General features: G+C 43.2%; 15 protein-coding genes and 1 pseudogene. 6 read left to right on the forward strand and 10 right to left on the reverse strand.

Annotated features, from left to right (window positions below; all coding sequences use genetic code 11):
• Window positions 1–40: 40 nt before the first annotated feature.
• The 3 genes and pseudogenes from P4S58_RS19660 to P4S58_RS19670 form a co-directional block, all read right to left on the reverse strand.
• Window positions 41–711: pseudogene (locus tag P4S58_RS19660) on the reverse strand (MaoC family dehydratase).
• A 298-nt stretch (window positions 712–1,009) separates the two neighbouring features.
• Window positions 1,010–1,870, reverse strand: coding sequence for an NAD(+)--dinitrogen-reductase ADP-D-ribosyltransferase (locus P4S58_RS19665; protein WP_337165303.1), 861 nt, complete (start codon window positions 1,868–1,870; stop codon window positions 1,010–1,012).
• A gap of 110 nt (window positions 1,871–1,980) precedes the next feature.
• Window positions 1,981–3,687 carry a methyl-accepting chemotaxis protein gene (locus tag P4S58_RS19670; RefSeq protein ID WP_337165305.1) on the reverse strand — a complete coding sequence of 569 codons (1,707 nt, stop codon included), beginning with the start codon at window positions 3,685–3,687 and terminating at the stop codon, window positions 1,981–1,983.
• 208 nt (window positions 3,688–3,895) lie between these two features.
• Here P4S58_RS19670 and P4S58_RS19675 point away from each other — a divergent pair, with 208 nt between their 5' ends.
• A complete protein-coding gene (locus tag P4S58_RS19675; RefSeq protein WP_167828607.1) occupies window positions 3,896–4,168 on the forward strand; it encodes a PepSY domain-containing protein in 273 nt (90 codons plus the stop codon).
• On the forward strand, window positions 4,161–4,676 hold the full coding sequence (locus P4S58_RS19680) for a cytochrome b/b6 domain-containing protein (protein WP_337165306.1): 516 nt from the start codon (window positions 4,161–4,163) through the stop codon (window positions 4,674–4,676). The genes P4S58_RS19675 and P4S58_RS19680 overlap by 8 nt, the downstream gene beginning before the upstream one ends.
• Before the next feature lie 571 nt (window positions 4,677–5,247).
• Here P4S58_RS19680 and uxuA read toward each other — a convergent pair.
• The 5 genes from uxuA to P4S58_RS19705 all read right to left on the reverse strand — a co-directional run bounded on the left by uxuA (window position 5,248) and on the right by P4S58_RS19705 (window position 10,736).
• A complete protein-coding gene (uxuA, locus tag P4S58_RS19685; RefSeq protein ID WP_102969299.1) occupies window positions 5,248–6,321 on the reverse strand; it encodes a mannonate dehydratase in 1,074 nt (357 codons plus the stop codon).
• Between the two features lie 3 nt (window positions 6,322–6,324).
• The gene (locus P4S58_RS19690) at window positions 6,325–7,806 is read right to left on the reverse strand and encodes a mannitol dehydrogenase family protein (RefSeq protein WP_337165309.1); all 1,482 of its coding nucleotides are present in this window, start codon (window positions 7,804–7,806) and stop codon (window positions 6,325–6,327) included.
• A gap of 119 nt (window positions 7,807–7,925) precedes the next feature.
• Window positions 7,926–8,888: a TRAP transporter substrate-binding protein gene (locus P4S58_RS19695; RefSeq protein WP_042485647.1), complete on the reverse strand. Its 963-nt coding sequence runs from the start codon at window positions 8,886–8,888 to the stop codon at window positions 7,926–7,928.
• Window positions 8,889–8,904: 16 nt separating this feature from the next.
• Entirely contained in the window at window positions 8,905–10,266 is a 1,362-nt protein-coding gene (locus P4S58_RS19700; RefSeq protein WP_081878707.1) for a TRAP transporter large permease, read from the reverse strand.
• Complete coding sequence (locus P4S58_RS19705) at window positions 10,263–10,736, reverse strand: TRAP transporter small permease (RefSeq protein WP_102965322.1); 474 nt, start codon at window positions 10,734–10,736, stop codon at window positions 10,263–10,265. The genes P4S58_RS19700 and P4S58_RS19705 overlap by 4 nt, the downstream gene beginning before the upstream one ends.
• A gap of 441 nt (window positions 10,737–11,177) precedes the next feature.
• Here P4S58_RS19705 and uxaC point away from each other — a divergent pair, with 441 nt between their 5' ends.
• The 3 genes from uxaC (at window position 11,178) to P4S58_RS19720 (ending at window position 15,643) form a co-directional block, all read left to right on the forward strand.
• Entirely contained in the window at window positions 11,178–12,590 is a 1,413-nt protein-coding gene (uxaC, locus tag P4S58_RS19710; protein WP_337165313.1) for a glucuronate isomerase, read from the forward strand.
• Between the two features lie 95 nt (window positions 12,591–12,685).
• Complete coding sequence (locus P4S58_RS19715; protein ID WP_337165315.1) at window positions 12,686–14,146, forward strand: tagaturonate reductase; 1,461 nt, start codon at window positions 12,686–12,688, stop codon at window positions 14,144–14,146.
• Between the two features lie 9 nt (window positions 14,147–14,155).
• On the forward strand, window positions 14,156–15,643 hold the full coding sequence (locus tag P4S58_RS19720; protein WP_337165317.1) for a UxaA family hydrolase: 1,488 nt from the start codon (window positions 14,156–14,158) through the stop codon (window positions 15,641–15,643).
• A 90-nt stretch (window positions 15,644–15,733) separates the two neighbouring features.
• Here the strand turns inward: P4S58_RS19720 and P4S58_RS19725 are convergent, their stop codons facing one another.
• On the reverse strand, window positions 15,734–16,483 hold the full coding sequence (locus tag P4S58_RS19725) for a GntR family transcriptional regulator (protein WP_042485629.1): 750 nt from the start codon (window positions 16,481–16,483) through the stop codon (window positions 15,734–15,736).
• A gap of 196 nt (window positions 16,484–16,679) precedes the next feature.
• Between P4S58_RS19725 and P4S58_RS19730 the strand changes: the two genes are divergently transcribed.
• Window positions 16,680–17,366, forward strand: coding sequence for a DNA-3-methyladenine glycosylase I (locus P4S58_RS19730; RefSeq protein ID WP_337165321.1), 687 nt, complete (start codon window positions 16,680–16,682; stop codon window positions 17,364–17,366).
• 17 nt (window positions 17,367–17,383) lie between these two features.
• Here the strand turns inward: P4S58_RS19730 and P4S58_RS19735 are convergent, their stop codons facing one another.
• The gene (locus P4S58_RS19735) at window positions 17,384–18,391 is read right to left on the reverse strand and encodes an AraC family transcriptional regulator (protein ID WP_337165323.1); all 1,008 of its coding nucleotides are present in this window, start codon (window positions 18,389–18,391) and stop codon (window positions 17,384–17,386) included.
• Between the last annotated feature and the right edge of the window lie 4 nt (window positions 18,392–18,395).

The following is an 18,395-nucleotide window of genomic DNA, read 5'->3' on the forward strand; positions in this document are numbered from 1 at the left end:
AGGAGAGCCGAAGCTCTCCTTTTTTATATCAATCAATACGTTAAAAGTGCAGTTGAATAACAGATGTTACGACACACCCCGGGCGGCGAACACCTTCAATTTCAACTTTTATTTCACGTTCAATTTCCAAACCTTTCTTAATTGGCGTCACTTTTGACAGTGTGCTTACCGCTCTTACACGGCTATCCACTTTAATTGGATAAGGGAAACGCACTGAGTTTAGGCCAATGTTCACCATCATTTTCGCGGTCGGAAATAACAACTTGTCTTCATCAACGCTATCGGTCAATTTAGGCAATAGTGCTAATGTAAGAAAACCGTGTGCGATCGTGGTTTTAAATGGTGACTCTGCTTCAGCTCTTTCAGGATCCGTATGAATCCACTGCATATCTTCCGTAATTGCGCCAAACTGGTTAATTCTGTTCTGATCAACCAATAACCAATCCCCTGTATGAATAACTTCACCTAACTTTGACTCAAGTTGGTTATATACCGCCTGAGCTTCTGGCTTTAATACGATAGGTTCAACAACAGGAACATCTTCATTTGCTGGCTGGTGAAAATCCTTCACCCATGAAAAAAGCTGGCGGCTATTGGTTTTATCCAATAACTCCCCCAGTACTCACGCACTGTAGGAGGCATCAATTGTTTAAACTCATTATGCTTAACTAAGTTCTCAGCATGATGTTTAAAAATATCCGCAACTTTCATCAAAACCTCATTCTTAACTAAGAAGAAATACTAATTCGTTAATTTTGAAGCACTTCACAATAATCCGCAATAACTTTCGAGCGTACATGCGTATCCTGAATGGAGTATATTACTTAAAATACAACACGTTACCCAATAAAACATTATTTTATTAGGGTTTGTATCATTAGAACAATTACTCCAGTTAACAAAAATATCAGAAACTCAAATCCTTTATTTTTCAATCAGTAATATTACTTTAGATAACCGTACATATATTAACCAAGTATGATCGGAATTCTGTATAGCAGCTCACACATTACGTGCCTCTTCTAGAGAGTATGACTATCCACTCTGTAAAGCCCCCTAAAACCATAAACTCCTGCTCCCCTTGCAGGCTGCAAGGCAGGACGGAATCGAAGTAAACAATTTTGTAGAGAGGAACAGACACAGCAAACACTTTTGAACCGAAACGCAAGGCACTTTCAGGGTCCGTAGTGAACGAACTCAGGTTATTAAACAGTTTCACATTTTCGCCATTAATTCTGTACTCTGCCTGTTCGCGACAACCTCGGAACAAAGTTAAGTGTTCAGTTCCTAGATAACGTAAGCGCAGTTCTTGCTGGCAAAAGAAATACAACAGATCGAGCTGGGCATAGAGCTCATTGGTGTTATAAGTGGCGCGAGAACACGCCTTCCTGAAATCTAAATACTCAGATGTATCAGGTCCATGTAATGAAATTTTATGAAAACAGGTGAGCAAGCCAAATCTGGACTCCACCCAACTTCGCCAAGCGGCTCCCTGTTCATTGTCAGAGTCAAACAACCAGCCTAAAACTAGCCGGCGATAGTTAAGCTTTTGCCTTGGTGGAGGGTCTATATACTCATTCACACTCTCATCCGTACATGAGAGATGAAAATGTTGAGACATGAAGTTTATGAAGTTCTTGGCTCTTTGTTCATAATTACCAGCCTTTTGAAGCAACTCATGCAGTGCGGGGTACCAGAGATGTAAACCATCAATTTCCAACAAAATAGGATTTTGCTGATAGCTTAAACTCGCCAATAACTTAGACGGAACATTGCAATGGTTCAGAGGCAATGATATCTGTTCAAGAATCTCCTCCTCTCCTGCGCTATAACCATATTGATTCGGTTTGAGCAGATGTAATTCAGTCATAAACCATCGCCACTAATAGATAAGACTCGAAGCAGCCTCTATATAACTGACGCGACTGCTTCGAAGTCAGGCATATATTCATGAGAATTGAATACACGCCCATTTGCCTGCTATGAAACGTACTCCGCTCTTACTTGGAAGGAAGACATTAGAGTACGCAAGGCATTAGCCTGCACGGCTAATCCTTCGCTAGCCATTGCCGTTTCTTCAGTGCTTTCTAGTACCCTATCGCCGGAATCTTTAATTCCAATCAGATTCTGACTTATTTCATCCGCAGTGACAGCTTGTTCTTCACTCGCAGCAGCGACCTGAGTATTGGATTCAGCAAGTTCAGCCAAAGCCGTGGCAATATGATTCAGTTGATCCCTTGCTTCTTGAATACAGTCGGAAGTTTGATGCACTTTCTCATTACTTTGATTCATCGCATTGTGGGCGTGTTCTGAGCTCTTAACTAACATTTCAATCAAGTTGCCTATTTCATTCGTGGCTTGTTGACTGCGAGACGCAAGTGCTCGAACTTCATCAGCGACAACGGCAAACCCACGCCCTTGCTCCCCTGCTCGCGCAGATTCGATGGCGGCATTCAAAGCTAATAGGTTAGTCTGCTCCGATATTCCGTCTACGACTTTCACAAATTCTTGTATCTTTTGCGTGCTGTTTTTTAAATCAAGAATCATGTTCTGCGATTGGCTTGCTTGCTCAACCAGCATTACGGACAGCTCTTGTGTCATATCAATAGTTGAACAGCCTTCTTTCACATTAGTTTCAGCACGAGAAGTAGCAAATGCAGCACTGTCAGCGTTACTCGCCACCTCAGTGATGGTTGCGGCCATTTCAGTCATGGCCGAAGCGACTTGTTCGGTGTTTTCTTGCTGAACTTGCATTGCCTGCCGATTACTCTCTGCCACAGCAGATAGCTGTGTCACGGTAGCGGCAATTGCATCGGTTCGGCTCATTACTTCCCCAATCATTTTGCTTAATGAATTGGCCATCACATTCATACTCGACATCAGTTGACCAATTTCATCATTCGACTTCACTTCGATTACTTGATCAAAGTTACCTTGCGCCATACTCGCTGCAACATTTCGCGCCCGACTCATGGAACTGACAATTCTGCGACTAAATAGTATGCCGACAGTTAAGCCAAAAATAATCGAAGCGACAGAAAGCGTCGCCATACCAATCAACGCTTCGTGTTCTTCTTCTTCCGTTATTAATACAGCGTTCTCTGTCGCATTTTCTAAACCGACTAAAAAATCGGCCAATTCTTTGTTGAGTAATTGTTGAGTCTGCTCAAATTGATGGACGGTAGAAGCCATTGCCGCATTGTCTTGTTTCTCTAACAATGCATCCAAAATAGAAAATAAGGTTTTCTCATAGCTTTTATGATGTTCTTCGAGCTGGGCCAAATCACTCGTTAATTGAGTAAGATGGTTTAACTGCTTGGGGGTAATGGCGTGGTTTTTTGCTTCCATAAGCAGTGACTTAGCACCGACGATTTCCTCGTCAAAATACAATGATGATTGCCTGACTTGGGAGATAAACTTAGCCATCGATTGCTGGTTTTCTCCCGAAGGGATCTCCGCTAAGCGAAAGGCTTTTTCTAACAACACGGCTCCTTCCAACTGTTTAATGGTGATATTACTTGCCAGCTTTACCAAAGGTAAATTTTCATGGGCAATACCATTTATCTCTTTGGCAACACGCTCCATCTTTATTACTGCATAAGAAGAAACAATTAAGGTCAAAGTAAGTAAAGTGACGATTAACCCGATCAGTTTTTTTGTAATTGTTAGGTTTCTAAGCCAACTCATAGACGCCTCTTCATTGTTAGCAAACAAATTAAGAATAGCTGATACAAAAATTTGCGATAAAAATTCTAACGATATGAGATCTAACCGACCTTTGGCGCATGGTTAATACGAACGGATTTATTCTTAAGTATTCCTTAAGAAATCTTCTCCAAACTTAGTTTTGATCGTTAACCGAGATTCTCAAGGAGAGAACATGACTACTAACACAATGATCCGTTCTGGCTTACTCGCAACATTGATGGCAGTGTCTTCATTGGCAATGGCTTCTGACCCAGTATGTACCAAAGAACCTGAGTCCAAATGGATGTCGTTTGACCAAGCTAAACAACAAGTTCAAGACATGGGCTACAAGATTAAGAAGTTCAAGAAAACCAGTACTGGCTGTTACGAGCTATATGGATATAACGCTGAAGGCAAAAAAACTGAAATCTATTTCAACCCAGTGGATATGAGTAAAGTGAAAGAGGAACAAGATGACTAAACCTTACGTTTGGGACATTGTCGTTCGTCTCACACACTGGACGGTAGCCGCGATGTTTCTCGCCAACTACTTTGTCACAGAAGAGGGCAGTGAAACTCACGAATGGGTGGGATACATCGTTCTGGCAGCGATAGCAGTTCGGCTCTTATGGGGTTTTCTCACTCGCTCTCCTGCACGTTTATCTGCATTCAAACCTTCGGTGTCTCAAGCTGTAGCGCATTTACAACAGGTTTTACACACCAAGTCCGATGATCACCAAGGGCACAATCCTGCTGGCGCAGTGATGATATGGACAATGTGGATACTTCTCATCATTACAGGCTTATCTGGGTGGTCAACTCAACTGGATATGTTTTGGGGAGAAGAATGGGTGGAAGAAGTTCACGAGCTATTTGCCAATCTCACCATGTTCGCTGTAGCGATTCATATTAGTGCGGTCATATTTATGACTCACTGGACGAAACGCGCCTACGTGAAAAGCATGTTATTTTCTCGACACTCTCGCTAACCAATTTATTTAGTTAGATATTTAAAGCAGCCTGCTAGTTAAACTGTCAGGCTGCTTTCTTTTTGTTTAGCATAGCTCACACCTATGATTGTAATTTAATTACACCACAACTAAGACAAATCCTAGATACGCCAAAAATGACTAAAAATAACCACAAACAATATTGATCTATGTCATATTGAAGAGTAAAGTGTGACCAATATCTCGTTAACTTGACAATTTAAAAGGTGAGATCATGTTTGATAGCAAAAAAACGTTACTAAGCAACATTCGCGAACTAGGCGGCATCCTTGCACTATTCTCAGTATCATCACTGACCGTGCTACTGCTAAGCCAAACTTGGGTAAATTTTTAATTCTGAATTAATCCCAGCGACACAGAGAAAAATCGAGAGAACGAACCTTCGCTGATATACAAATGCTGGTTCTAATGGAGAGTTTTGATGGTTTGCTTGAGTTCAGATAACCCAAACAAGGTGTCATTTCACCGCTAGTGTTTCACGATGAGTGAAATGACACACTTACACAACAGACAATCATTTCATCACTTCAATCACTGTCTGTTCCTTTTCTTAAGATTGTTTCGCGTTCTTTTCTACGCTGTCCCACACACCAAGAATATACATAATACCTAGCGCACGGTCGTAAAGCCCGTATCCCGGACGCGCCCATTTTTCTTCGCCCCAAATATGACGACCATGATCCGGACGCACGTAGCCATCGTAACCGTATTTATGCAAAGTCTGCACGACTTTTACGGTATCCACAGAACCATCACAAGCACGGTGCGACGCTTCAATAAAGTCACCATTGTCATAACGTTTAACGTTACGAATGTGCATAAAATGAATGCGATCGTGGTAGGCATCAATAATGTCTGGAATATCGTTATTTGCAGAACCTAATGAACCAGTACACAAGCTCAAACCGTTGTAAGGGCTATTGACTAGGTTAAGGAAACGGCCAATGTTTTCTTTATTGATGATCAGGCGAGGCAGACCAAAAATTGGGAATGCAGGATCGTCAGGGTGAATACCCATCTTAATCCCCACTTCTTCACACACTGGAATCACTTGTTCTAGGAAGTACTGCAGGTTACGCCACAGATCTTCGGCCGTGAAGTTCTCGTATAGCTTAAAGGTTTCCTTCAAGCGAGCTAAGCGCTCTGGCTCCCAACCCGGCATAGTCACATCAACGTTGGTCGACAATTTTTCAATCAGCTCGATTGGATCGATATTTTCGATTTTGCTCTTTTCAAAGAAAAGCGCATTTGAACCATCTTCCATCTCTTTGTAGAGCTCAGTACGAGTCCAGTCAAACACTGGCATAAAGTTGTAACACACCACTTTTACGCCCACTTTCGCAAGGCGACGCAGTGTTTCTTTATAGTTCTCAATGTATTTGTCACGAGTTGGCAAACCAAGTTTGATATCTTCGTGAACGTTGACACTCTCAACGACATCAATATGAAAACCCGCAGCTTCGATGATCGCTTTTTCTTTCGCGATACGCTCTTCGCTCCATAGCTCACCCGCCGCCATATCATGCAGTGACCAGACGATACCTTCTACACCAGGGATCTGTTTAATGTTGCCGAGAGTAACTTTATCGTTACCTTCTCCGTACCAACGGAATGTCATTTTCATCTATTATTTCCTCTGCACTACGAAGCTGGCTACCGATGCTTTGGCACCGTTTGCAAACAGTGTTTCTAACGCGGATTGCAGCTCTACTCTAAATGTTTGATTAGTCGCTAGATCTTGTTCAAAGACACTGCGAAGAGATAAGAAGCCATCTAAGGCTTTTTCTAAATCTGAGCCAGCTTGCTGCCAAACTTGAACAAGCTGCTGTTTGAGCGGATCTTGAACATCAATCTCCTGCCCTTGTTCATTCACACCGCTGACATAACGAATCCAGCCCGCCAACGCTAGGCATAAGCCTTTGATTGAAATGCCGTTGTTTAGTGAATAGCGAATGGTTTGTAAGAAACGTTGTGGGATCTTCTGCGTTCCGTCCATTGCAATCTGCCATGTTCGGTGTTGCAGCCCTTTGTTCTCGTAACGCTCAATCAATTGGTCTTTGTACTTATCGAGGTCAATGCCTTCAATGCTTAGCGATGGCGTAATTTCTTCGTCCATCAGATAGCGAACAAAGGTTTTAAAATTCGGGTCTTGAATGGTTTCCGCAATGGTTTCATAACCAGACAAATAACCAAGATAAGCCATCGTTGAATGGGTACCGTTAAGCAGACGCAGTTTCATTTCTTCAAACGGCACAACGTTGTCCGTTACCTGAACATTGGCGATCGACGTCTTTTCCCACGCAGGGCGTTCATTGACAAATTTGTCTTCAATTACCCACTGTAAAAAAGGTTCGGTAATCACGCTGGCTTTGTCTTCTAAACCTAAAACTTTCTCAACACGAGCAATATCGTTTTCTGTGGTACGAGGAACAATGCGGTCGACCATGGTACAAGGGAAAGTAATGTGCTCTTTAATCCATTGGTGCAGCTCTGCATCCAGCTGCTTAGCAAACTGCAACACCACTTTTTCTAATACATGACCATTTTCAGGCAAGTTGTCACAAGTCAACGGTGTAAACGGTTGAACACCTTTTAGGTAACGACAACGCATAGCTGAGACCAAAAATCCGATCGCAGATTTTGGTGTATCAATATTTTCTAAATCATGCTGAATAAGCGGATGTGAAAGGTCTAAATCACCTGTTGCAGGGTTGTGGCAATAGCCCTTTTCTGTGACGGTCAGCGAGACAATTTTCACCTCTGGGTCACACATATAACTTAATACTTGCTCTGTCTGAGCTGACATCAACACAGTTTCAATAGAGCCAACAATGTTGATATCTAATTGATCGTTGTATCCGACACCGACCGAATAGAGGCTGTCTTGTGCGATCAACTCTTTCTGTAAACCAGCGTCGCTCCAAGTAACTCCAACAATTTTCCAGTTACCGCCAATTTCTTTTATCACAGCATCTGTAATGAGTGCCTGATGAGCGCGGTGAAAAGCGCCAAAGCCCAAATGTACAATCCCAACTTTTGCATTCTTGTTATTTTCGTTGGGCTGAACTAGGGCATTAGCCGCAGATAAGTGAGCTTGACTTAATCTCATAATTATTCGAACCAAATGATGTTAGTAGACGCAAAACGAACTCGTTGCGTAGGAAATTTTGCGTGAGAAAGTGACTCATAGCGCAGGGAGAATTCCCCGCGCTATAGAGACATCTCTAATTACATAGATTGAATCTTGTCTAGAAGAGGTACTAGGTCTGGATTTTCCTTACGGAATTTTTCATACACAGGCTTAACCGCTTCTTGGAACTTAGGAATATCACTTTCAACAAACGTTACATTTTGATTAACCAGTTCCGCTTTCGCTTTTTCTACGTAGTTTGCCCAGTTAGTGTCTTGCTGCTTAACTGTCTCTTTCGCGATTTCACGAATTTTCGCTTGGTCTTCTGCAGATAGGCTATCCCATACACCCGTTGACACTACTAGTACGTCAGGAACCATAGTGTGCTTGTCGTAAGAGAATGTTTTCTTCACTTCGTAATGACGAGAAGAGTAGTAAGACGGAATGTTGTTCTCCGCACCATCAACAACACCTTGTTGCAATGCAGAGTAAAGCTCACCGTATGGTAGTGGAACCGGAGTACCGCCTAGCGCTTTGATAGTGTCAATAGAAAGTGCTGAGTTTTGTACACGGATTTTCAGACCTTTCAAGTCTTCTGGAGTACGAATTGGTTTGTCGGTGTAGAAGCTACGCGCACCTGCATCTAGGAATGCAAGACCGATAAAGCCAGAGTCTTTAGAAGACATCAGGATTTGCTCACCAATTGGACCTTGAAGTACAGCATCATATTGTGCGCGATCACGATATAGGTAAGGTAGAGAAAGTAGTTTGTAATCTGACGCGAATGCAGTCAGTGGCGCCGCACTCACTTTAGTGAAGCCGATCGTGCCACCTTGTACCATTTGCAGTAGTTCAGTTTCATTACCTAAAGTACCGTTTGGATACACTTTTACACGCATCTTAGTTTCTTTTGTCACTTTAGCTGCAAACCAATCCAAGGATGCGTGAACTGGGTGCTCTGTTGGTAACGCATGAGCTAGCTTAACAGTAGCTGCATAAACGTTGCCAGCCATCAGTGTAGAAAGAGTACAAGCAAGTAAAAGTTTATTTGTTGTTTTCATTTTATAGTCCTATCAATTATTGAGGTTTATAACCAGCTAGTTCCGGTAGCCATAATGAAAGTGAAGGGAACAAGGTCACTATCGTCAACGTGATAACCATGAGGACGAATAGCGGTGCCAATTTAGGAACAACAGCACCCAACTTCGAGCCTGTAACACTACAACCAACAAACAAGGCAGTGCCGACTGGTGGTGTACAGATACCGATACATAAGTTGAATACTAAGATGATCCCAAAGTGAATTGGGTCAATACCAAGCGTGATAGCAATTGGTAAGAAAATAGGTGTAAAAATCAGTACTGCTGGCGTCATGTCCATGAAGGTGCCTACCACCAACAGAATCAGGTTCATCAAAAGAATAACCATGATTGGGTTGGTTGAGGTTTCAAGTACAAACTCAGCAATGTAAGTAGGAATATCGGCGTTCGCCATTGCCCATGACATTGCAGAAGAAGTCGCTACCATCAGCAATACGATTGAAGTGGTGATCACACTGTCCACAAGCACTGGGAACATATCGCTCATTTTCAGTTCGCGGTAAGCAAAACCAAGGATTAGAGCGTAGACAACTGCAATTGCAGATGCTTCAGTTGCCGTGAAGATACCGCCCAAGATACCACCCATGATGATGATAACCAGCGTTAAGCTTGGGATAGCGTCCCAGATAACTTTGCGTTTCTTCTCTGTTGAAATAATTTTCTCGCGAGGAATGTTGTAACGTTTTCCAAGTAAGAAGATACCCAACATCACACTTAGGCCCATTAAGATGCCTGGGATATAACCAGCAATAAAAAGGTACTGAACTGAAGTGCTACTTACCAACGCAAACAGTATAAGAATGTTTGACGGCGGAATAAGTAGGCCAGACGGACAAGATGCCACGTTAACCGCAGTTGAGAAATCCATTGGGTATTTGTGTTTCTCTTGTAGCGGTTTCATGATGCCGCCAACCGCAGCAGCAGACGCAGCCGCAGAGCCTGACAATGAACCAAACAACATGTTCGCCATAACGTTTACATGCGATAACGAACCCGGCAAGCGGCCACCAAAGATCATTGCAAAGTTAATCAAACGAGAAGCAAGACCACCTCGGTTCATTAAGTTACCAGCCACTATGAAGAATGGCAGGGCTAACAGACCGAAGTTGTCTAACCCGTTGGCTAACTTCTGCGAAACAAGAATGGTCACCTGTTCAATTGGGAAATCGATGAAAACGGTCAGTAGTGCTGCAATACCGATAGCAAAGGCAATAGGCACACCAATAATCAGTAAAACGCCTAATACGCCGAACAACACAACCGCAGGAAAGAAATCGTAAAATGCATCAGGAGCATTCGCTAGAAAGTCTTGTGAAAACAGTAAATCAATCAGAGTCATTTTGAATATCCTTCTGCTGCCACTCGCTCTTCTTTATTTACAAGCGAAAGAACTGAAGAAATAACGTCGACAGTACCGAAGTAAGAAATAATGTAGCCCGCAAGTGGTACAACAACATAAACATAACCAATCAACAGGTGGTGACCACCAATCACGATCCCAGGAGAAATCTGACCATGTTTAAGTGTGTTTGTGACTAGCGCAGTTCCGCCATAAATAAAGGTGACAGCAGCGAAAGCAATGATGACTAGGTTAATGATGATACCTAACACCAATTGTCCGTTATGGCCCATTCTTGGCGCTAAGAGTTCCAACGCTAAATGACGTTTGATTGCGAAGGTGTAAGCTCCACCTAACACACCAATCCAAATTAATAAGTAACGTGACAGTTCATCTGTAAAGGCAGAAGGATCTTGTAATACAAAGCGAGTAAATACTTGCCACACAACCGCAACAATCATTACGGTCATAAACATGCTCAAAACAACACGCAATAAGCTATTAATATATGAGTTGATAGACTTAATTATCATAGTAATTAATCTCTAATTAGTTTTTTGTGCCACCAGACAGAACAAATAATCCATTACATTCCCATTCCGTTGGTGACGTTTCCCTGAACAACGTGTGTCGCTTGCAATCATCACAGTTCGTTATTCGTAAACTTAATCATCGGTTGTTCCGACAACGAAGTAATCCTACATTTGGTATAACAATAAAAAATTGGTCTAGATCATAAAACGAAACGGGCTTTCATTTTTTTACTTAAAGTATGATCACCTTTAAACTTTTGACAAAAATCACTCTAATTCCGTTTAAAAATCAATCAAAACTCTACTTAAATCGTGTTTATTTGGCTTTTATGAGTTTAATATCACACACAAATGGTAGAACACATAAGGACAACTTGTATGACATCTTTTCTTTCGGAGGATTTCTTACTCCACAGCGATTTCGCTAAACGCCTATATCACGAAGTAGCAGCCGATTTACCTATCATCGACTACCACTGCCACCTGCTGCCACATCAGGTTTCTGAGGATTACAAATTTCAAAATTTAACCGATATCTGGCTTCGCGGTGACCACTATAAATGGCGTGCTATGCGTATTAATGGTGTGGGTGAGCGCTTCTGTACGGGTGATGCAACAGATAAAGAGAAGTTCTTGGCATTCGCACGTACAGTTCCCTATACAATTGGTAACCCAATTTATCACTGGGCTCATTTAGAGTTACGCCGCCCGTTTGGTATCTCAGACATCGTATTAAATGAAGACACCGCTGAGCGTGTGTGGAACGAAACCAATGAGATGCTAGCAACACCTGAGTTTTCTGCTCGTTCGATCATGCAGAAGATGAATGTAGAAATGGTGGGTACAACCGATGACCCAATCGATGACCTCGCCGCACATAAAAAAGTGGCAGACGACAAAGACTTCCCAGTACAAATGCTTCCAAGCTGGCGTCCAGATAAAGCATTCAACATTCATCAGGACACCTTCCCTGCTTATATAGAGGCATTATCAAAAGCTGCGGATGTTGAAATCTCTCGCTTTACAGATTTGTGTTCCGCTTTAGATAAACGTTTACAACACTTTGCAGACCACGGCTGTTGTATATCAGACCACGCTCTAGATACGGTCTGCTATGAAGATTCAACCGAGCAAGAACTTGATGCGATCCTCAGCAAACGTTTAAGCGGCGGAACAGTCTCCGAAATTGAAACTGCACAGTTCAAAACGGCAGTATTGGTATACCTAGGTAAACAGTACGCGAAACGCGGCTGGGTTCAGCAATACCATATTGGCGCTTTGCGTAATAACAATCAGCGTATGTTCAAGCTTCTGGGTCCAGACGTTGGTTTTGACTCTATCCATGATGGTTTAGTTGCCTTGCCTTTATCACGTCTGCTTGATGCGCTTGACCGTGACAATGCATTACCGAAAACCATTCTTTACGGTCTAAACCCACGTGACAACGAAGTTCTGGCAACCATGTGTGGCAACTTCCAGGACGGCAGTATCGCCGGCAAAATCCAATTTGGTTCTGGTTGGTGGTTCAACGACCAAAAAGACGGTATGGAACGTCAGATGACCCAGCTTGCACAGCTTGGTCTGTTAAGCCGCTTCGTGGGTATGTTAACCGATAGCCGCAGCTTCTTGTCATATACCCGACACGAGTACTTCCGCCGCATCCTTTGTCAGATGATTGGTCAATGGGTTGAAGATGGTGAAGCACCAGCGGACTTCGAACTACTTAGCCGTATGGTTCGCGATATCTGTTATTACAACGCGAAAAACTATTTCGGTATTACTGCTAAATAATCTGACGCTCTGCGGCTGTTGCTTATTGATGAAGAGCTACTGACAAAGATGTTCTTCACCAAGCTTCAGCCGCAGCCTATCGATAGGTAACTTTTATGAAACAGCTAAACCGAGATACCTTTCCCGGCCCTTCTTACCCAACCAAAATCATTCAATTTGGTGAAGGTAATTTTTTACGCGCATTTTTAGACTGGCAAATTGACCAACTCAACGAACACACAGATCTCAATGCTGGTGTTAGCATTATTCGCCCAATCGATACCGATTTCCCGCCAAGTCTCAACACTCAACAAGGTGTGTATACCACTTTGATTCGTGGTCTGGATGAAACAGGCCAGGCGCTCTCTCAATCGCGAGTTATCTACTCTGTGAACGAAGAGCTGTCGGCTTACCAAGATTTCCAAACCATTCTTGAACTTGCTCGTAACCCAGACATTCAATTTGTGTTCTCAAACACAACGGAAGCGGGAATTGCATTTGTGGAAAGCGATCAGCTTGATGATTTGCCACCAAGCAGCTATCCAGCCAAGCTGACGCGTATGCTGTGGGAACGCTACAACCACTTTAAAGCCGATGAAGACAAAGGTTGGATCATTGTTCCTTGTGAACTCATTGATTACAACGGCGAATGCTTGAAAGAAATTATCGGGCGCTACATTGAGGCTTGGGCTCTTCCTGTTGAATTTAAACATTGGGTAGAAGCCGAAAATACATTCTGCTCTACCTTGGTAGACCGCATCGTTACTGGCTATCCAAAAGATGAAGTGAACACGCTGGAAGCGGATCTAGGCTACAAAGATACCTTTATGGTCAGTGCCGAGAACTTCTATCTGTTTGTTATTCAAGGTCCACAGTGGTTAAACCAAGCACTGTGTCTGGATCAACTCAGCGCGGAACAATCGCTCAACATTAAGATTGTTGATGACATCAAGCCATATAAAGAACGTAAAGTCGCGATTCTTAACGGTGCGCATACCGCTCTTGTACCAGTGGCATTCCAATCTGGTATTGATACGGTTGGTGAAAGCATGGCTGACGAGCAGATGGCAACTTATATCAAAGAGCTGATGTTCTCGGAGATCATCCCTACTCTTTCATTGCCAAAAGATGAACTGCAAACTTTCGCTCAGGATGTGGAGTATCGCTTTAAGAACCCTTACATCAAGCACCTGCTGTTATCTATTTCGCTTAATGGTATGACAAAATTCAAAACCCGAATTTTGCCGCAGTTACTCGCGTATCAACAAAAGACCGAGCATTTACCTCGTCACATGAGCTTTGCACTCGCAGCGTTAATTACCTTCTATCGCGGCGAACGTGAAGACGGAAACTACCCTCTTAATGACGACCAACCATGGTTAGATTTCTTTGCTTCTGAGTGGCCTAAGGTGTCATCAGGGGAGCAAAGCTATGGGACGTTAGTTGAAGCCGTGTTGGGTAATGCTGCGCACTGGGGACAAGACCTCAATCAGGTGCCGGGACTGACAGAATGCGTAACCGCGTACGTCGAACAAATTTGCCTAGTGGGCATGCGACGAGCGTTAAATCGCTGCTAAGGAAATAGCATGAACTCTCTTATCAAAATACATCCAGCCGACAATGTTGCCGTTGCATTAAAAGACTTAAGTGCTGGCACAACATTAGTTGTGGATGAGCAGGAAATAACGTTGCAAGAGGATATTCCTCAAGCACACAAAGTGGCGCTGCAAACTTTTGCTCAAAATGACCAGATAATTAAATATGGTTGTCCTATCGGACATGCGTTGCAAACCATAGAGCTAGGCCACCGTGTTTATCAGGATAACATTCGCACCAACTTGAGCGATTTAAACGAATACCAATACCAACCTGAATTCCAAAACGTACATAGCGCATTGGAAAATAAGCCAGTAAATATCTACCGTCGCTCAAACGGTGATATAGGTATTCGTAACGAGCTGTGGATCATCCCAACCGTTGGCTGTGTAAACGCTATGGCTAATATGATGAAAAAGCAGTTTGAGTCTGAAGTCGACATGTCTGCTATCGACGGCGTGCAAGTGTTCACTCACCAATATGGCTGTTCACAACTTGGGGACGACCACAACAACACTAAGATTCTGCTGCAGAACTTGGTGAAACATCCAAACTCTGGTGGTGTTTTAGTGGTGGGATTAGGGTGTGAAAACAACCAAGTGAACGCGTTTAAAGACACGCTCGGTGAATACGACGAACAACGTGTTCAGTTCATGATCTGTCAAAAGCAAGATGATGAAGTGGAATACGGCGTTGAGCTGATGAAAAAGCTGTATGAAGTGATGTCTAAAGACCAGCGAGTTGCGGGCAACCTGAGCGAAGTTCGTTTTGGTTTAGAATGTGGCGGATCTGATGGCTTTTCAGGCATCACTGCTAACCCTCTGCTTGGTCGTTTCTCGGATTACCTTGTCACACATGGCGGCACCACAGTACTGACTGAAGTACCAGAGATGTTTGGTGCAGAGCATATCCTGATGAGCCGCTGCGCAGATAGAAGCGTGTTCGACGATACAGTATCCATGATCAATAACTTCAAGCAGTATTTTATCGATCACAAACAACCTATTTATGAAAATCCATCTCCGGGCAACAAGGCAGGCGGCATTTCAACTTTAGAAGAGAAATCTTTGGGTTGTACGCAAAAGGCTGGCTCAAGTCAGGTAATGGATGTCTTGAAATACGGTGAACGCTTGACCAAACCAGGTCTAAACCTACTGAGTGCACCGGGTAACGATGCTATCGCGACCTCGGCTCTTGCGATGGCTGGTTGTCATATGGTGCTGTTCAGTACTGGTCGTGGCACACCTTATGGCGGCCCTGTACCGACTTTGAAACTGGCAACCAACAGTGACTTAGCCCGCCGCAAGCCACACTGGATTGACTTTAATGCCGGTACGCTAGTAGAAGGCACATCAATGGATACCTTGCTTGAAGAGTTTATCGACAAGGTCACCAGCTTCATAAATGGTGAGCCAACTCGCAATGAAATCAATGAGTTTCGAGAAATCGCCGTATTCAAAAGTGGCGTAACGCTTTAATAAGATGTGTTGAAAGACACAAGAGGCTACCTTCGGGTAGCCTTTGTTTTTCAGTTCTTTTATTGCGTTTACTGTGAAATAACGCGACTTCTATGACGTCGTAATCGGGCTTTCTGAGAACAAGAAACGATCATAATCATCATTGGAAGCATCAAACAGCATGATCTTAGTATTTTCAATGTGCTGCCAAGCAGCCTGACGTGCAGCTACCGCATCTCGCTTGATTAACGCTTTTACAATTTCATCGTGATCGCTGCACCAGCTGCGAATCTTATTGTCTTCAATGTGCTCGTGAAGCTTCTTCCAATATGGGTTGTTTTCACGATGTTTCGACAACATCTCTGCAATATGTACCACGACTGAGTTTTGTGTACAGCGGGCCATCTGAATATGAAATTCGATATCCCAGTAGGAATCACGCGAGTAATCGTCTTGCTTCGCTTGTTCTTGAATCTTCATCAGAGCAACCAGATCTTGTTTGGTCGCTTGAGTCGCGGCAAATTCAGCGATATTGCTTTCAAATAACTGACGAGCCTGTAGCAGTTCAAACGGACCACAAGTGAGCATGAAACCGAAATCGCCCACCGCCTGCGCGATGTCCGGTACTACATTATCAACCTGCGTGTTAATCACTCGAATACCCGAGCCTTTACGCACCTCAACGTAGCCTTCAACTTCAAGCATTATCATTGCTTCACGAATCACAGTTCTACTCACTTCCATCTGCTCAGCGATCACTCGTTCAGCAGGAAGCATATCCCCAACTTTGTAAACGCCATTAAAGATTTCCGTTTTAAAGTGATTGGCGATTTTTTGATAAAGCTTAATATTCGGTTCCATATTAATCTCTTAAACCACTTGTTATACCAATTTAGCGCCAGCTTACCATAGATAGTATTCCAATCGATAGTCAAAACTATGGTCTGATTTCAAAATTTTTAAAATGACTCGCAACACGTCCAATCCTTCTTTCGCGTGCCGAACGGTTATCCCTTTGCTAGTATTTATTTCTAAAACTAAACAAGAGTCTTCAAACATGACAATCGAGAAATTTTCATCCATTTATCAACGAGCGGTCGATCGTAAAGGTGGCGAAGACCAATTAGAAAAACTGCTTAGCACGCCATTAAGTAAAACTGAACTTGCTGCGATACCTGAAGACCGTTGGTTATCTGCGTTCAGCATGAAAGTGTTTCAATCGGGTATCTCTTGGGATGTGGTGAGAAAGAAATGGCCAAACTTCGAAGAGCTTTTCTTTGGCTTCAAAATTGAACCTCTGTTGATGCTGTCTGACGAAGTGTGGGAAGAAAAAGCGCAAGATCCGCGCATCATTCGCCATTTAGTCAAAGTGATGTCGATTCCGCGCAATGCCCGTATGATTTATGAAGCCAGAGCCGAACATGGTTCTTTCAGTGAGATGGTGGCAAACTGGCCGCTAGACAACATTACCGGTCTTTGGGAGCACATGAAAAAACACGGTGACCGCTTAGGTGGCAATACAGGGCCATACACACTGCGTACGATGGGGGCCGATACTTTTATCTTGTCTACCGATGTTGAAGCGTACCTTCGTAACACCGGCATCATTGATAGCGCTAAGACAACTAAACGTGCAATGACCGCTTCCAATCAAGCATTCTGTCAATGGCGTGAAGAGTCAGGACGTAGCCTAAGCGAGATAAGTCAGATCATTGCATACAGTACAGGCGATAATCGCGTTTAGAACTCAGCTTCCAGAGGTTAGCCTAAGACGAGCCATTTTTTCATGGCTCGTCTTAGGTTGCTCACATCATAAAAATTAAGATGTTGAGCCACCTCTTTCTCACTCATGTTTTTATTGTTGAGTAAGAAGTATGTTGTCTTAGCTCTGCAATCATCGACGATACTCTGATAGCTGGTGTTATGCTGCTTTAAGTTACGTTTTAATGTTGCTGTACTGATACTCATGCTACGAGCAATGTCTTCCATACTGGGGATATTCTGAATCGAGTCGTTTACTTTGACTCGAACAATTTCAACAATACCTGTGGAGTTGGATTTTTCGTGCAATACCTTATTCTGAGTAGCGTGGTAGATGGAACTGCATGACTGATTTAGTGGTGTTGCTAACAACATTTCAGAGATTGAAAACGCGAAATAAGGTTGATTAAACAAAGCAAGTTCACCCAACGAAGAAAAGGCCTCCCAATGCAGTTTTTCTCCACTGCCTTCAAACGTATACTGCCAGTGAGCACAAACATGTTTCCCCGCCAACCATTCACAGCTTTGACGAACAGCCTCAAATGTAGACATCATAACAAACTGCTTAAGCAGAGGATCGTCTAGAAGTCCGTACGCATCGTATACCAAGTAATGCGCTTTCCCATTCTCAATGCGCCGCTGTATATCAATAAGCGGCGACCAACGATAGGTTGTCGATATAAGAAAATCGAGCGCTCGACCCAAATCTGGTGCGTGAATAAGGCCGCTTGCCCAAGGTCCGAGCGCACTGGGTAACACTTGTCGACCAAGCTTTATCGCTAACTCAGCACAACCACTGCTTAAGGTTGCATTAAAGCATAATTGGGCATACTGCTTGGGAGAAATCTGTTTATCCAACTTCAGAAGATCGGAATGAAACAGCTTAGTTTTTCGCAACACTATGTCTGAATGTTCGCCATTGGCACACAGTAAGTCGTATAATTGTGCAGCCCCAGAACAAGGAGAAACAAAGGGTGAGTTCAGAGTCTTCCACTTGGGAGCATCCATATCC

The organism is Vibrio sp. Hal054 (assembly GCF_037162405.1).
GTDB lineage: Bacteria > Pseudomonadota > Gammaproteobacteria > Enterobacterales > Vibrionaceae > Vibrio > Vibrio diazotrophicus.

Coding starts and splice junctions, on each gene's coding strand:
- P4S58_RS19700 (WP_081878707.1), bottom strand. CDS start 10,266: ATGACTCTGATTGATTTACTGTTTTCACAAGACTTTCTAGCGAATGCT.
- P4S58_RS19675 (WP_167828607.1), top strand. CDS start 3,896: ATGATCCGTTCTGGCTTACTCGCAACATTGATGGCAGTGTCTTCATTG.
- uxuA (WP_102969299.1), bottom strand. CDS start 6,321: ATGAAAATGACATTCCGTTGGTACGGAGAAGGTAACGATAAAGTTACT.
- P4S58_RS19665 (WP_337165303.1), bottom strand. CDS start 1,870: ATGACTGAATTACATCTGCTCAAACCGAATCAATATGGTTATAGCGCA.
- P4S58_RS19735 (WP_337165323.1), bottom strand. CDS start 18,391: ATGGATGCTCCCAAGTGGAAGACTCTGAACTCACCCTTTGTTTCTCCT.
- P4S58_RS19705 (WP_102965322.1), bottom strand. CDS start 10,736: ATGACCGTAATGATTGTTGCGGTTGTGTGGCAAGTATTTACTCGCTTT.
- P4S58_RS19680 (WP_337165306.1), top strand. CDS start 4,161: ATGACTAAACCTTACGTTTGGGACATTGTCGTTCGTCTCACACACTGG.
- P4S58_RS19690 (WP_337165309.1), bottom strand. CDS start 7,806: ATGAGATTAAGTCAAGCTCACTTATCTGCGGCTAATGCCCTAGTTCAG.
- P4S58_RS19715 (WP_337165315.1), top strand. CDS start 12,686: ATGAAACAGCTAAACCGAGATACCTTTCCCGGCCCTTCTTACCCAACC.
- P4S58_RS19730 (WP_337165321.1), top strand. CDS start 16,680: ATGACAATCGAGAAATTTTCATCCATTTATCAACGAGCGGTCGATCGT.
- uxaC (WP_337165313.1), top strand. CDS start 11,178: ATGACATCTTTTCTTTCGGAGGATTTCTTACTCCACAGCGATTTCGCT.
- P4S58_RS19695 (WP_042485647.1), bottom strand. CDS start 8,888: ATGAAAACAACAAATAAACTTTTACTTGCTTGTACTCTTTCTACACTG.
- P4S58_RS19725 (WP_042485629.1), bottom strand. CDS start 16,483: ATGGAACCGAATATTAAGCTTTATCAAAAAATCGCCAATCACTTTAAA.
- P4S58_RS19720 (WP_337165317.1), top strand. CDS start 14,156: ATGAACTCTCTTATCAAAATACATCCAGCCGACAATGTTGCCGTTGCA.
- P4S58_RS19670 (WP_337165305.1), bottom strand. CDS start 3,687: ATGAGTTGGCTTAGAAACCTAACAATTACAAAAAAACTGATCGGGTTA.